This window comes from Cupriavidus necator, from assembly GCF_013141915.1.
Lineage (GTDB): Bacteria > Pseudomonadota > Gammaproteobacteria > Burkholderiales > Burkholderiaceae > Cupriavidus > Cupriavidus necator_B.
Genome location: NZ_SROX01000018.1, coordinates 98,603 through 111,235 on the forward strand (window position 1 = coordinate 98,603; position 12,633 = coordinate 111,235).

A 12,633-nucleotide genomic window follows, 5' to 3' on the forward strand; every position below is an offset into this window, starting at 1 on the left:
ATCACAGACCGGTGCAGAACGATTCCACCAGCTCGGCCACGGCGGCGGGCTGGTCGTGGTGCAGCATGTGGCCGGCATCGTCCACCACCGCCTCGCGGAAGTCGCGGAACGCGCCAAAGCGCTGCTTGAATTCATCGATGGCCTGCTTGTGGGCGATATGGCGCAGCGTCTCCGAGTCGCGCGCTTCCACGTGCAATACCGGGGCCGTGACCTGCTCCCAGATCGCCATCACTTCATCGAGCCGGTACAGCATCGGGTTGACCAGCTTGTGCGCGGGGTCGCCCAGGATTTCCCAGCGGCCTTGCGCGTTGCGGCGCGACCAGTGTTCGGCCAGGAATGCGGCGCGGTCGTCGGGCAGGCGCGGGTTGGTCTTCTGCAGCCGCGCGGCAACGCCGTCGAGGCCGTCATAGGTCTTCAGTTCGGCGCCCGCGCGCAGTTCGTCGAGCCAGCGCGCATAGCGCCTGGGCGCATGCTCCGGCCGTGTCGCGGTCATGCCGAAGCCCTCCAGGTCCACCACGCGGCGTACGCGCTGCGGGCGGATGCCGGCATACAGGCAGATCACGTTGGCGCCCATGCTGTGGCCGACCAGGTCGACCTTGCCCTCGGGCTGGTAGTGGTCGAGCAAGGCCTCCAGGTCGGCGACATAGTCGGCAAACCAGTACGACTGCGTGCCCGGGTAGCGCGTGGGCCAGTCGGTCTCGCCAAAGCCGCGCCAGTCGGGCGCGATCACGTGCCAGTCGCCACGCAGATGGTCGACCAGGAACTGGAACGATGCGGCCACGTCCATCCATCCATGCAGCATGAACAGCTTGCGCGCGCCCGGCGTGCCCCAGTGGCGCACGTGGTAGCGCAGCCCGCGCACCGTGATAAATTCAGACCGCGAGGTTTCCTTGATTGTCATTGTCTCCACCCTTGCGTCGGGATCTTTCCCGCCGGGGGCTGGCGAGGAAGCCACGACAAAATAGAACGATCGTTCGCTTACGGGCATTATAGCGGCAGCGGACCCGACGGAGACCTTGAATGACCGCAGCTGCCTTGCCGGCAAGCCGGCGCGACGACTACCGCGCCCTGTACGAATCCTTCCGCTGGGAGATTCCGCCGCAATTCAACATCGCAGAAGCCTGCTGCGGGCGCTGGGCGCGGGATCCGGCCACGATGGACCGCATCGCGGTCTATACCGAGCACGAGGACGGCCGCCGCAACGCGCATAGCTTTGCCTACCTCCAGGCCGAGGCCAACCGGTTGTCGGCGGCGCTGCGCTCGCTCGGCGTGGCGCGCGGCGAGCGCGTGGCAATCGTGATGCCGCAGCGCATCGAGACCGTGATCGCGCATATGGCGATCTACCAGCTGGGCGCGATCGCGATGCCGCTGTCGATGCTGTTCGGGCCGGAGGCGCTGGCCTACCGCATCGCGCACAGCGAAGCCACCGTGGCCATCGCCGACGAGACCTCGATCGACAACCTGCTGGCGGCGCGTCCGGAATGCCCGACGCTGGCCACCGTGATCGCCGCCGGCGATGCCCATGGCCGCGGCGACCAGGACTGGGACGTGCTGCTCGCCGCGCAGCTGCCAACTTTTGTCGCCGAGCAGACCAAGGCCGACGAGGCCGCGGTGCTGATCTACACCAGCGGCACCACCGGCCCACCCAAGGGCGCGCTGATCCCGCACCGCGCGCTGATCGGCAATCTGACCGGCTTTGTCTGCTCGCAGAACTGGTATCCGCAGGACGACGACGTGTTCTGGAGCCCGGCCGACTGGGCCTGGACCGGCGGGTTGTGGGACGCGCTGATGCCGGCGCTGTATTTCGGCAAGCCTATCGTCGGCTACCAGGGCCGCTTTTCCGCCGAGCGCGCCTTCGAGCTGCTGCAGCGCTATGCCGTCACCAACACCTTCCTGTTCCCGACCGCGCTCAAGCAGATGATGAAGGCCTGCCCCGAGCCGCGCCGGCACTACGACATCCGCCTGCGCGCGCTGATGAGCGCCGGCGAGGCCGTGGGCGAGACCGTGTTCGACTGGTGCCGCGACGCCCTCGGGGTGCTCGTCAACGAGATGTTCGGCCAGACCGAGATCAATTACATCGTCGGCAACTGCACCGCGCAGAACGACGACGCGCGCCTGGGCTGGCCGGCGCGCCCGGGTTCGATGGGGCGCCCCTACCCCGGCCACCGCGTGCAGGTGATCGACGACGAAGGCCGTCCCTGCCCGCCCGGCGAGGACGGCGAGGTGGCGGTATGCGCCACCGACAGCGCCGGGCATCCGGACCCGGTGTTCTTCCTCGGCTACTGGAAGAACGAAGCCGCTACCGCGGCCAAGTACACCGAGCGCGACGGCCTGCGCTGGTGCCGCACCGGCGACCTGGCGCGCGTCGATGCCGACGGCTACCTGTGGTACCAGGGGCGCGCCGACGATGTGTTCAAGTCGTCGGGCTACCGCATCGGGCCGAGCGAGATCGAGAACTGCCTGCTCAAGCATCCCGCGGTCTCCAACTGTGCCGTGGTGCCGTCACCCGATCCGGAGCGCGGCGCGGTGGTCAAGGCCTTCGTGGTGCTGACGCCGGCGGTGGCGCGCTCCTTCGACGGCGACGCGGCGCTGGTCGCGGAACTGCAGGCCCATGTGCGCGGCCAATTGGCGCCGTACGAATACCCGAAGGCGATCGAATTCATCGACCAGTTGCCGATGACGACCACGGGCAAGATCCAGCGGCGGGTGTTGCGGCTGCTGGAGGAGGAGCGCGCCGCCGGGCGCGCCTAGCCCCGGGCGGGCGCGCCCTCGGCAGGAAAGACGCGCGCGCTCAGGAAATCGACCAGCGCCCGCACTTTGGGCGAGGGATGCCGGCTCGCCGGCCACAGCACATGGAAGGCCTTGGCCGGTCCCACATGATCGGCCAGGAGCTGGCACAGGCTGCCAGCGGCCAGCTGCTCGCGGATGGCGAAGTCCGGCAGGCAGGCAATGCCCAGCCCACGCAGCGCAAAGCACAGGCGCGTCTCGATGTTGTTGCAGATCATCGAGGTCGGCAACGCGGGCTCGGGCTCACCGGGCGCGCGCCGCAGCGGCCATGCCTCGAGCTTGCCGGTATGGGGAAAGCGGTAATGCAGGCAAGCATGGCCAGCCAGGTCGGCCGGCACCTTGGGCGTGCCGCGCTGCGCCAGATAGGCGGGCGAGGCCACCAGCATCGCCTGGAACGCGCCCAGCCGGCGCGCCGAGAGGCGCGAGTCGGCGGGCTCGCCGGTGCGGACGACGGCATCGAAACCCTCCTCGATGACATCGACCAGCTGGTCCGTGAAATCCAGGTCGAGCTCGATGTCCGGATACGCGCGCATGAAATCGCCCAGCACGGGCAACACCAGCGAGCTGACCAGCGGCAGGCTGACCCGCAGCCGGCCGCGCGGCGCCGCGGTGGCTTCGGCCAGCTCCAGCTCCGCCGCTTCGATCTCGGCCAGAACGCGGCGGCTGCGCTCCAGGAACAATGCGCCTTCGGCCGTCAGCGTGACGCTGCGTGTGCTGCGGTGGAACAGCCGCACGCCGAACCTCTGTTCCAGCCGCGCCACGCTCTTGCCGATGGCCGAGGCCGACACCCCCAGCAAGCGTCCGGCCGCGACAAAACTGCGGGTTTCGGCGACCTGCACAAACACCGCGAAGCCACTGAGGCTATCCATGATGCTCCCGATTGCGGACATAAAGTTCCGGAGAAAAAGGAACTGTAGCCCACTTTTTCTTTAATCGCCGGATCCTTATCGTCGGCAGGTCACTCACCGCACAAGGAACCTGCCGTGTCTCTTCCCGCGATCGCCCCGTGCCGGGGCCTTTCCCCTGCTTGCGCAACGTCCCTCAATGCGCGCATCGAAGCCGTGGTCCACCAGGCGCTGGCGCAGCAGCGGCTGGTCGGCGTGGTGGTACTGGCCAGCCGCGACGGCGAGCTGGTGCACCAGCAGGCCGCAGGCCAGGCCGATCGGGAAAGCGGGCAGCCGATGACGGTCGATGCCATCTTCCGCCTGGCTTCCGTCAGCAAGCCAATCGTTTCGGTGGCCGCGCTGGTGCTGGTGGCACATGGCCGCCTCGACCTGGACCAGGACATCGAGCGCTGGCTGCCCGAGTTCCGCCCGCGCCTGGCCGATGGCCGGCCGGCTCGGATCACGGCGCGGCAGCTGCTCAGCCATACCGCCGGCTTCGGCTATCGCTTCTTCGAGGCTGGCGCGGACGGGCCCTATGCCCGCGCCGGCGTCTCCGACGGCATGGACGACGCCACCATCAGCCTGGCCGAGAACCTGCGGCGCATCGCCAGCGTGCCCTTGCTGTACCAACCGGGCACGGCATGGGGCTACTCGCTTGCCACCGACGTGCTGGGCGCGCTGATCGAGCGCGTCCATGGCACGCCGCTGGACCTCGCCGTGCGCCAACTGGTCACCGGCCCGCTCGGCATGGCCGACACCGGCTTCACGGCGCGCGCTGCGCACCGCGTGCCGACTCCATACGTGAACGACAGCCCCCGCCCGCACCGCTTGCGCGAAGGCGAAGCCGTACCCGTGATCGAAGGCACCGCCGGCATTCGCTACAGCCTTGCCCGCATCTTCAACGACCAGGCCTTTCCTTCCGGCGGGGCCGGCATGGCAGGCACGGCGCCAGACTTCCTGCGCTTGCTGGAGACCCTGCGCCAAGGCGGCGGCGCGTTGCTGCCCGCAGCGCTGGTCGCCGACATGGGACGCGACCAGACCGGCGGCCTGGACCTGCCCGATGCGCCCGGCACCGGCTTCGGACTGGGCTTCTCGGTGCTGCGCGACCCGCGCCGGGCGGGTTCCCCGGAATCCGCCGGGACCTGGCGCTGGGGCGGCGCGTACGGCCACGCCTGGTTCGTGGACCGCAGCCAGGGACTGAGCGTGGTCGCGTTCACCAACACCTTGTATGAGGGCATGTCCGGCCGCTTTGTCACCGACCTGCGCGACGCGGTCTATGGGGTGGCCCCGGCCGCCGCGCAGCCATGCCAACGCAGCGCATAGTGCCGCGCCACCCCTGTCCGCTACCCGTTCTTCCTGCTCAAGGCGCCAACATGACCATAGCCACCAACACGCTTGCAGACGATGCACACCCCGGCGCGCAGCCCGCGCGGCTACCGCTTCCGGCACTGCTTGCACTTGCCGTCGCCGGCTTCATCACCGTCGTGACCGAGGCCTTGCCGGCGGGGCTGCTGCCGCAGATCGGCGCCGGCCTTGCGATTTCCGAACCGCTTGCCGGCCAGCTGATTACCGTCTACGCGTTCGGCTCACTGGTGGCGGCGATGCCGCTGACGGCGGCCACGCAGGGCCTGCGGCGGCGCCGGCTGCTGGTGCTTGCCATCGCCGGCTTCGCCGTCGCCAACGCGCTCACGGCCTGGTCAGGAAGCTATGCCATGACGATGGCGGCGCGTTTTCTCGCAGGCGTTTCGGCAGGGCTGCTGTGGGCGCTGCTGGCCGGCTATGCCGGGCGCATGGTGCCGGATCACCTCAAGGGCCGTGCCATCGCCGTCGCGATGGTGGGCATCCCGCTCGCCCTGTCGCTGGGCGTGCCGTCCGGGACCTTCGTCGGAGCCATCATGGGCTGGCGTGCGGGGTTCGGCATCATCAGCGTGATCGCGCTCGGCCTGATTGCATGGGTGCTGGCGAGCGTGCCGGACTTTGCCGGCCAGCCCGCCGGCCAGCGGCTGCCGCTCGCGCGCGTGTTCACGCTGCCGGGCGTGCGCCCGGTGCTGTTCGTGACGCTCGCCTTCGTGCTGGCGCACAACATCCTCTACACCTATATTGCGCCGTTCCTGCGCGCGGCCAACGCCGGGGCACGGCTGGACCTGGTGCTGCTCGTGTTCGGCGCGGCCTCGCTCGCCGGCATCTGGGTCACCGGCGTGCTGATCGACAGGTGGCTGCGGGCGCTGACGCTGGCCAGCACGCTGCTGTTCGGGCTCTCGGTGCTGGCGCTTGCGGCCGGTGGCGCGCACGCCGCGGTTACCTATGGCGCGGCCGGGATCTGGGGCCTCGGCTTTGGCGGCGTTTCCACGCTGTTCCAGACGGCGCTGGCAAAGACCGCCGGCAAGTCCGCCGACGTGGCGCAGTCGATGCTGGTCACGGCGTGGAACATCGCCATCGCCGGCGGCGGCGTCCTCGGCGGGCTGCTGCTCGACGGGCCGGGCATCGCAGCATTCGCGCCGGTGCTGTTGGCGCTGCTCGCGGCAACATGGCTGGCGGTGTGGTCGGCGCGCCGGCATGGTTTCCCGCCGCGCCACTGAACCAGCCTAGCCCGCCGAGGCCTCCAGCCACGCCAGCTCGTCTTCGTCGAAACCCGCGGCGCGGCGCGCCTCGAGATTGAACGGGCCACGCAGCTTCGGGGCGCGGTACTGCTCGGCCAGGCGCGCATAGGTGGCCACGGGCTCCAGCCCGCGCTGCGCGCACAGCCAGCGGTACCAGTGGTTGCCGATGGCAACGTGGCCGACCTCGTCGCGCAGGATGATGTCGATGATGGCCGCGGCGGCATGGTCGCCGGCGCCGGCCAGCCGGGCGCGCACCGGCGGCGAGGCATCGAGCCCGCGCGCCTCGAGCGTGCGCGGCACCAGCGCCATGCGCGCGAGCACGTCGCCGGCGGTCTTGTCGGTCATCTCCCACAGGCTGTTGTGGGCGGGGAAGTCGCCGTAGGCGGCACCGAGCGTGCCGAGGTGGTCGGCCAGCAGCGTGAAGTGGTATGCCTCTTCATCGGCCACGCGCAGCCAGTCGCGGTAATACGCGGGCGGCATGCCGGCGAAGCGCCAGGCCGCGTCCAGCGCCAGGTTGATCGCATTGAACTCGATATGGCACAGCGCGTGGATCATCGCCGCGCGCCCGGCCGCGGTCTGCAGCGAGCGGCGCCGCTCGACGTGCTGCGGCGCCACCAGCGGCGGCCGCTCCGGTCGGCCCGGGATGGCATGGGCGGCATCGGCATGGATCGGCTCGCCGGCTGCCAGGGCCGCGTCCGGCAAGGTCGTCACGTGGCGGTAAAGTGCCCGCGCCGCCACGGCCTTCGCGCGGGGATCCGTCATGCACAGTACCGCCAGCGCCTGGTGGCGCGGCGAAAGTGACGGATCAGGCAAAGGGGCGGCGGGTGTTTTTTCTGGCATGGGCGTAAAATCCGGGTCTGCCGCCATTGTAGGGCCTGGCCGGTGCCCGACTGCCGCGCAGCCCGGCAGCGCCACCCCCGTTCCCACCGCACCCTTTAAAGTCCGGCGGCAATCCCCACTTCAACAAAAGCCATTCGTGCAGGAGACCTCATGGCGCTTTACCAGCTCGGCGACGTCAAGCCCAGTATCGACAGCGATGCCTACGTGGCCCCCGAAGCCACCATCATCGGCAACGTGACCCTCAAGTCCCGCGCCAGCGCCTGGCCCGGTGTCGTGATCCGGGGCGACAACGAGCCGATCGTGGTCGGCGCGGACACCAATATCCAGGAGGGCTCGGTGCTGCATACCGACCCGGGCTGCCCGCTGACCCTGGGCGACAAGGTCTCGATCGGCCACCAGGCCATGCTGCATGGCTGCACCGTGGGCGAAGGCTCGCTGATCGGGATCCAGGCCGTGGTGCTGAACCGCGCCGTGATCGGCAAGGAATGCCTGGTCGGCGCCGGCGCCGTGGTGACCGAAGGCAAGGTCTTTCCGGACCGCTCGCTGATCCTGGGTGCGCCGGCCAAGGTGGTGCGCCAGCTGACCGATGCCGACGTCGCCAACCTGTATCGCAACGCCGAGACCTACGCCACGCGGCAGGCCCTGTACAAGCAACAGCTCAAGCGGATCGGCTGACGGCCGCCGCGGCATTTACCGAAACCTCGACCGATTATTGTGACCGATACCACCACCCCCGACACCCTGCAGAAGTTCCTGTTCGACGCGGCCCCCGTGCGCGGCGAGCTGGTACGCATGGAAGCCACCTGGCAAGAAGTGCTCGGCCGGCACAGCTACCCCGCGCCGGTGCGCCGGCTGCTGGGCGAACTGATGGCCGCCGCGGCGCTGCTGTCGGCCAACCTGAAGTTCAACGGGGCGCTGGTGATGCAGCTGCACGGCGACGGTCCGGTGCGCATGCTGGTGGTGGAATGCCTGTCCGACCTGTCGATGCGCGCCACCGCCAAGCTGGCTGACGGCGCGCACCTTGCCGACGACGCCACGCTGGCGCAGATGGTCAACGCCCACGGCCACGGCCGCTTTGCCATCACGCTCGACCCGAAGGACAAGCTGCCGGGCCAGCAGCCGTACCAGGGCATCGTGCCGCTGGCCGACGCGCACGGCCCGCTGGGTTCGATCAGCGCCGTGCTCGAGCACTACATGCAGGCCTCCGAGCAGCTCGACACGCGCCTGTGGCTGGCTGCCGACGACCATGTCGCCGCCGGCATGCTGCTGCAGAAGCTGCCGGCCTATGGCGGCACCGCCGAAGTCGGCGAGACCGGCGCGCCGCTGGCCAGCCATGCCAGGGCGCAGGACCTCGATACCTGGGACCGTGCGGTACAGCTCGGCACCACGCTGAAGGCTGACGAACTGCTGGCCGAAACGCCGGACACCCTGCTGCGCCGCCTGTTCTGGGAAGACTTGCAGGACGCCGGCCTGCGCGTGTTCGAGCCGCTGACGCCGCATTTCCACTGCACCTGCTCGCGCCCCAAGGTGGCCGGCATGCTGCAGTCACTGGGCCGGGAAGAGATCGAAGGCATCATCGCCGAGCGCGGCCATGTCGAGATCCACTGCGACTTCTGCGGCCTGCGCTATGAGTTCGACCCGGTCGACTGCGCGCAGCTGTTCTCGGCCACGCCGGTCGCTACCGGCGCCGGCGCCGGTGCCCGCCAGCACCACTGAGCGGCATTCGGCAGCGCCTGCGTGCGCTGCCGCACCGGGGTGGGCGGTCCAAGGCATCCTGCGCGCGGCGCGATGGAAACATCGGTCTTGCCGCCGGGTCCAACGGCTGTACGATGGCAGCATCCAGTTAGTTGCCGAGCCGCGAGCCTGAGAACCGCCATGTCCGCCCGAGCCAACCCTCCCCAGCCTGAGTCCGCATCCCGCGCCGGTGTTCCGCTACGTGGCACCGCAGCCGGCGCCGCGTTCGCTGCGTTGCTGCTGGCAGCCGGTTGCGCGCAGATCCCGCGCGACGTCAATGGCTCGCCGCCCACCGCGCGGCTGGCACCCAACGCGATGCCGCCGGCGCCGCTGACCGCCGAAGACAGGCAGAAGCTTGACGCGCTGAACCAGCAGGTGTTGCGCGACCAGGCCGCGGCGATCGCGCTGGACCAGCAGGCCGCGGCCGCGCGCGCGGCCTATGGCTATCCCAACACCAGCTGGAACCTGTATTACGGGGGATGGGGTGGCGGCCACTGGGGCGGTGGCGTCAGCGTCGGCATGCCCGGCTGGGGCTGGGGCGGCTATCCGTACGGCTGGTGGTGAACCGGGCCTCCGGCTGGCTTGAGGCAAGCCAGCGGAACGCGGCGGACCGATGCCTAGTGGCCGCCCCGACCGGCGACTGAATTCGCCGGCGGCGGCAATGGCGGCGTGGCGCTGACCTTGGGCGCCGGCGCGACGAACTGCACGAAGACCTCGCCTTCCCGCACCATACCCAGCTCGTAGCGGGCCCGTTCCTCGATCGCTCCGGTACCGTCCTGCAAATCGGCGACTTCCCCTTCCAGCTTGGCATTGCGCAGCTTGAGCGTCTGGTTGCGCGTGCCCTGCTCGGTCAGTTGCCGGTTCAGGTCCCATACGCGCAGCCAGCCGCCCTTGCCCAGCCAGAGTGGGTACTGGACGGCAAGCAGCAGCACGAACAACAGCAGCGAGATCAGGCGCATGAAAGGTGGCGGACAGGAATTTCCGCACAATGATCTGCGAACTCAGCCTGGAAGGCAATTGCCAGGCAGATTTCGATACAAAAACGGCGGCGGCCAGGAAGTCCCGGCCGCCGCCATTCCATCCGCTTGCGCCGCTCCCGCTAGCGCGGGACCGACGCGGCAAGGGGTCAGCGCAGGTTGTAGAACGCGCCCTTGCCCGGGTAGCTGGCGATATCGCCGAGGTCTTCCTCGATGCGCAGCAGCTGGTTGTACTTGGCCATGCGGTCCGAGCGCGACAGCGAACCGGTCTTGATCTGGCCGGCGTTGGTGCCCACTGCAATGTCGGCAATGGTGCTGTCTTCGGTTTCGCCCGAGCGGTGCGAGATCACGGCGGTGTAGCCGGCGCGCTTGGCCATCTCGATCGCGGCGAAGGTCTCGGTCAGGGTACCGATCTGGTTGATCTTGATCAGGATCGAGTTGCCGATGCCCTTCTCGATGCCTTCCTTCAGGATCTTGGTGTTGGTGACGAACAGGTCGTCGCCCACCAGCTGCACGCGCTTGCCCAGCTTGTCGGTCAGCGTCTTCCAGCCGTCCCAGTCGCCTTCGGCCATGCCGTCCTCGATCGACACGATCGGGAACTTGTCGCACAGGTTGGCCAGGTAGTCGGCGAACTGCGTCGAGCTCAGCTTCAGGCCTTCGCCTTCCAGCTGGTACACGCCTTCGGCCTCGTGGTAGAACTCGCTGGCGGCGCAGTCCAGCGCCAGCAGCACGTCCTCGCCAGCGCGGTAGCCGGCCTTCTCGATGGCCTGCACGATGGTGTTCAGGCACTCTTCATTGGAAGAGAAGTTCGGCGCGAAGCCGCCTTCGTCGCCCACCGCGGTGGACATGCCCTTGTCGGCCAGGATCTTCTTCAGCGCGTGGAAGATCTCGGCACCGCAGCGCAGGGCTTCGCGGAAGCTGGTCTGCGACACCGGCATGACCATGAATTCCTGGATGTCCAGGCTGTTGTTGGCGTGCGCGCCGCCGTTGACGATATTCATCATCGGCACCGGCAGCTGCATCGCGCCCGAACCGCCGAAGTAGCGGTACAGCGGCAGGCCGGCTTCTTCGGCGGCGGCCTTGGCCACGGCCATCGACACCGCCAGCATGGCGTTGGCGCCCAGGCGGCCCTTGTTCTCGGTGCCGTCGAGGTCGATCAGGGTGCGGTCCAGGAACGCCTGCTCGGAGGCGTCCAGGCCCATGATGGCTTCGGAGATCTCGGTGTTGATGTGCTCGACGGCCTTCAGCACGCCCTTGCCCAGGTAGCGGCTCTTGTCGCCGTCACGCAGCTCGATGGCTTCGCGCGAACCGGTCGACGCGCCCGACGGCACCGCCGCACGGCCCATCACGCCGGATTCCAGCAGCACGTCGCACTCGACGGTGGGGTTGCCGCGCGAGTCGAGAACCTCGCGACCGATGATATCTACGATTGCACTCATGAATTCCTCTCTGACTGTTGATTCTTGCTGCTGATCACTTCAACCCGCGCGCGTGTCAGGCGCGTGTCATGCGCGAAAGCCACGCGCGCATGACGCTGCCTGGCGCCTGCCGGCTCAGGCGGCGCCTTCGACCACGATCATGTTCATCTTCGCCGCATGTTCGCGCGACTTGCGCGCGGCACGGTAGGCCTCGCCGTCGTGGAAGGCCTTGGCGGCTTCATAGCTTGGGAATTTCAGCACCACCACGCGCGTCGGCGCCCACTCGCCCTCCAGCGTCTCGGTCTTGCCGCCGCGCACCAGCACTTCGGCGCCATGGATCTGCATGGCCTTGCTCGAAAGCACCTTGTATTGCTCGTACTGCTGGGGGTCGGTCACATCGATGTAGGCGATGATAAAGCCCGCGGCCATGGAGAATCTCCCGATTTTTTGTATGGTCTTTCGATATGGTTTGTCACCGCCGGCACCCGGGGCGCGCGGCGGCGAACAGAGCGGGCCGCGCTCAGGCGCAGGCCGGCCAGCCGAAATTGTCTTCGAGGAAACCGGCGCGCTTGACCAGCGTGTCCAGTTCCTTGAGCACGGCCAGCAGTTCCTTCATGCGCGACAGCGGCACCGCGTTGGGGCCGTCCGACATGGCCTTGCTCGGGTCCGGATGCGTTTCCATGAACAGGCCGGCGACACCGGTGGCAACCGCGGCACGCGACAGCACCGGCACGAACTCGCGCTGGCCGCCCGAGCTGGTGCCCTGACCGCCGGGCAGCTGCACCGAGTGAGTGGCATCGAACACCACCGGGGCGCCGGTCTCGCGCATGATCGCGAGCGAGCGCATGTCGGACACCAGGTTGTTGTAGCCGAACGAAACGCCACGCTCGCAGGCCATGAAGACATCGTCGGGCAGACCGGCTTCGCGCGCGGCATCGCGCGCCTTGTCGATCACGTTCTTCATGTCGTGCGGCGCCAGGAACTGGCCCTTCTTGATGTTCACCGGCTTGCCGCTTTGCGCGCAGGCACGGATGAAATCGGTCTGGCGGCACAGGAACGCCGGCGTCTGCAGCACGTCGACCACGGCGGCAACGGGCTGGATCTCGTCGATTTCGTGGATGTCGGTCAGCACCGGCACGCCGATCTCGCGCTTGACGGTGGCCAGGATCTCCAGGCCCTTCTCCATGCCCAGGCCGCGGAACGACTTGCCCGATGAACGGTTGGCCTTGTCGAACGACGACTTGTAGATGAACGGGATGCCCAGTTCCGTGGTGATGGCCTTGAGCTCGCCCGCGGTATCCAGCGCCATCTGCTCGGACTCGATCACGCACGGACCCGCGATCAGGAAGAACGGCTTATCGAGGCCGGCCTCGAAACCACAGAGTTTCATGAC

13 protein-coding genes are annotated in these 12,633 nt (G+C 68.5%); 6 read left to right on the forward strand and 7 right to left on the reverse strand.

Annotated elements, in window-relative coordinates; genetic code table 11:
- Position 1: 1 nt before the first annotated feature.
- Entirely contained in the window at positions 2-901 is a 900-nt protein-coding gene (locus E5S69_RS25920; RefSeq protein ID WP_171517319.1) for an alpha/beta fold hydrolase, read from the reverse strand.
- A 119-nt stretch (positions 902-1,020) separates the two neighbouring features.
- Here E5S69_RS25920 and E5S69_RS25925 point away from each other — a divergent pair, with 119 nt between their 5' ends.
- Positions 1,021-2,751, forward strand: a complete 1,731-nt coding sequence (locus E5S69_RS25925; protein WP_171517320.1) for an acyl-CoA synthetase — start codon at positions 1,021-1,023, stop codon at positions 2,749-2,751.
- Here the strand turns inward: E5S69_RS25925 and E5S69_RS25930 are convergent.
- Positions 2,748-3,656 (reverse strand): LysR family transcriptional regulator, encoded by a 909-nt coding sequence (locus tag E5S69_RS25930; protein WP_171517321.1) that lies wholly within the window; start codon positions 3,654-3,656, stop codon positions 2,748-2,750. The genes E5S69_RS25925 and E5S69_RS25930 overlap by 4 nt on opposite strands.
- Positions 3,657-3,770: 114 nt before the next feature.
- On the opposite strand from E5S69_RS25930, the gene E5S69_RS25935 reads away from it, so the two are divergent.
- Both E5S69_RS25935 and E5S69_RS25940 read left to right on the forward strand, forming a co-directional pair.
- Positions 3,771-4,994 carry a serine hydrolase gene (locus tag E5S69_RS25935; RefSeq protein ID WP_171517322.1) on the forward strand — a complete coding sequence of 408 codons (1,224 nt, stop codon included), beginning with the start codon at positions 3,771-3,773 and terminating at the stop codon, positions 4,992-4,994.
- A 50-nt stretch (positions 4,995-5,044) separates the two neighbouring features.
- Positions 5,045-6,250, forward strand: coding sequence for an MFS transporter (locus E5S69_RS25940; protein WP_171517323.1), 1,206 nt, complete (start codon positions 5,045-5,047; stop codon positions 6,248-6,250).
- Between the two features lie 6 nt (positions 6,251-6,256).
- On the opposite strand, the gene E5S69_RS25945 is transcribed toward E5S69_RS25940, so the two are convergent.
- Complete coding sequence (locus E5S69_RS25945) at positions 6,257-7,111, reverse strand: ferritin-like domain-containing protein (protein ID WP_171517324.1); 855 nt, start codon at positions 7,109-7,111, stop codon at positions 6,257-6,259.
- Positions 7,112-7,261: 150 nt separating this feature from the next.
- Between E5S69_RS25945 and E5S69_RS25950 the strand changes: the two genes are divergently transcribed.
- The 3 genes from E5S69_RS25950 to E5S69_RS25960 all read left to right on the forward strand — a co-directional run bounded on the left by E5S69_RS25950 (position 7,262) and on the right by E5S69_RS25960 (position 9,409).
- Positions 7,262-7,786: a gamma carbonic anhydrase family protein gene (locus tag E5S69_RS25950; RefSeq protein ID WP_115679927.1), complete on the forward strand. Its 525-nt coding sequence runs from the start codon at positions 7,262-7,264 to the stop codon at positions 7,784-7,786.
- Between the two features lie 39 nt (positions 7,787-7,825).
- Positions 7,826-8,827 (forward strand): Hsp33 family molecular chaperone HslO, encoded by a 1,002-nt coding sequence (locus E5S69_RS25955; RefSeq protein WP_171517325.1) that lies wholly within the window; start codon positions 7,826-7,828, stop codon positions 8,825-8,827.
- A gap of 159 nt (positions 8,828-8,986) precedes the next feature.
- A complete protein-coding gene (locus E5S69_RS25960; RefSeq protein WP_171517326.1) occupies positions 8,987-9,409 on the forward strand; it encodes a hypothetical protein in 423 nt (140 codons plus the stop codon).
- 53 nt (positions 9,410-9,462) lie between these two features.
- Here E5S69_RS25960 and ftsB read toward each other — a convergent pair whose 3' ends face one another.
- From ftsB to kdsA, 4 genes are all read right to left on the reverse strand, one after another.
- Positions 9,463-9,804 carry a cell division protein FtsB gene (ftsB, locus tag E5S69_RS25965; protein ID WP_029046895.1) on the reverse strand — a complete coding sequence of 114 codons (342 nt, stop codon included), beginning with the start codon at positions 9,802-9,804 and terminating at the stop codon, positions 9,463-9,465.
- Between the two features lie 167 nt (positions 9,805-9,971).
- Positions 9,972-11,261 carry a phosphopyruvate hydratase gene (gene eno, locus E5S69_RS25970; protein WP_116382403.1) on the reverse strand — a complete coding sequence of 430 codons (1,290 nt, stop codon included), beginning with the start codon at positions 11,259-11,261 and terminating at the stop codon, positions 9,972-9,974.
- Positions 11,262-11,375: 114 nt separating this feature from the next.
- On the reverse strand, positions 11,376-11,669 hold the full coding sequence (locus E5S69_RS25975) for a DUF1330 domain-containing protein (protein WP_171517327.1): 294 nt from the start codon (positions 11,667-11,669) through the stop codon (positions 11,376-11,378).
- A gap of 91 nt (positions 11,670-11,760) precedes the next feature.
- Positions 11,761-12,630 carry a 3-deoxy-8-phosphooctulonate synthase gene (gene kdsA, locus E5S69_RS25980; protein WP_171517328.1) on the reverse strand — a complete coding sequence of 290 codons (870 nt, stop codon included), beginning with the start codon at positions 12,628-12,630 and terminating at the stop codon, positions 11,761-11,763.
- Between the last annotated feature and the right edge of the window lie 3 nt (positions 12,631-12,633).

Coding starts and splice junctions, on each gene's coding strand:
- E5S69_RS25920 (WP_171517319.1), bottom strand. CDS start 901: ATGACAATCAAGGAAACCTCGCGGTCTGAATTTATCACGGTGCGCGGG.
- E5S69_RS25950 (WP_115679927.1), top strand. CDS start 7,262: ATGGCGCTTTACCAGCTCGGCGACGTCAAGCCCAGTATCGACAGCGAT.
- E5S69_RS25930 (WP_171517321.1), bottom strand. CDS start 3,656: ATGGATAGCCTCAGTGGCTTCGCGGTGTTTGTGCAGGTCGCCGAAACC.
- ftsB (WP_029046895.1), bottom strand. CDS start 9,804: ATGCGCCTGATCTCGCTGCTGTTGTTCGTGCTGCTGCTTGCCGTCCAG.
- E5S69_RS25940 (WP_171517323.1), top strand. CDS start 5,045: ATGACCATAGCCACCAACACGCTTGCAGACGATGCACACCCCGGCGCG.
- E5S69_RS25925 (WP_171517320.1), top strand. CDS start 1,021: ATGACCGCAGCTGCCTTGCCGGCAAGCCGGCGCGACGACTACCGCGCC.
- E5S69_RS25960 (WP_171517326.1), top strand. CDS start 8,987: ATGTCCGCCCGAGCCAACCCTCCCCAGCCTGAGTCCGCATCCCGCGCC.
- E5S69_RS25945 (WP_171517324.1), bottom strand. CDS start 7,111: ATGCCAGAAAAAACACCCGCCGCCCCTTTGCCTGATCCGTCACTTTCG.
- E5S69_RS25975 (WP_171517327.1), bottom strand. CDS start 11,669: ATGGCCGCGGGCTTTATCATCGCCTACATCGATGTGACCGACCCCCAG.
- kdsA (WP_171517328.1), bottom strand. CDS start 12,630: ATGAAACTCTGTGGTTTCGAGGCCGGCCTCGATAAGCCGTTCTTCCTG.
- eno (WP_116382403.1), bottom strand. CDS start 11,261: ATGAGTGCAATCGTAGATATCATCGGTCGCGAGGTTCTCGACTCGCGC.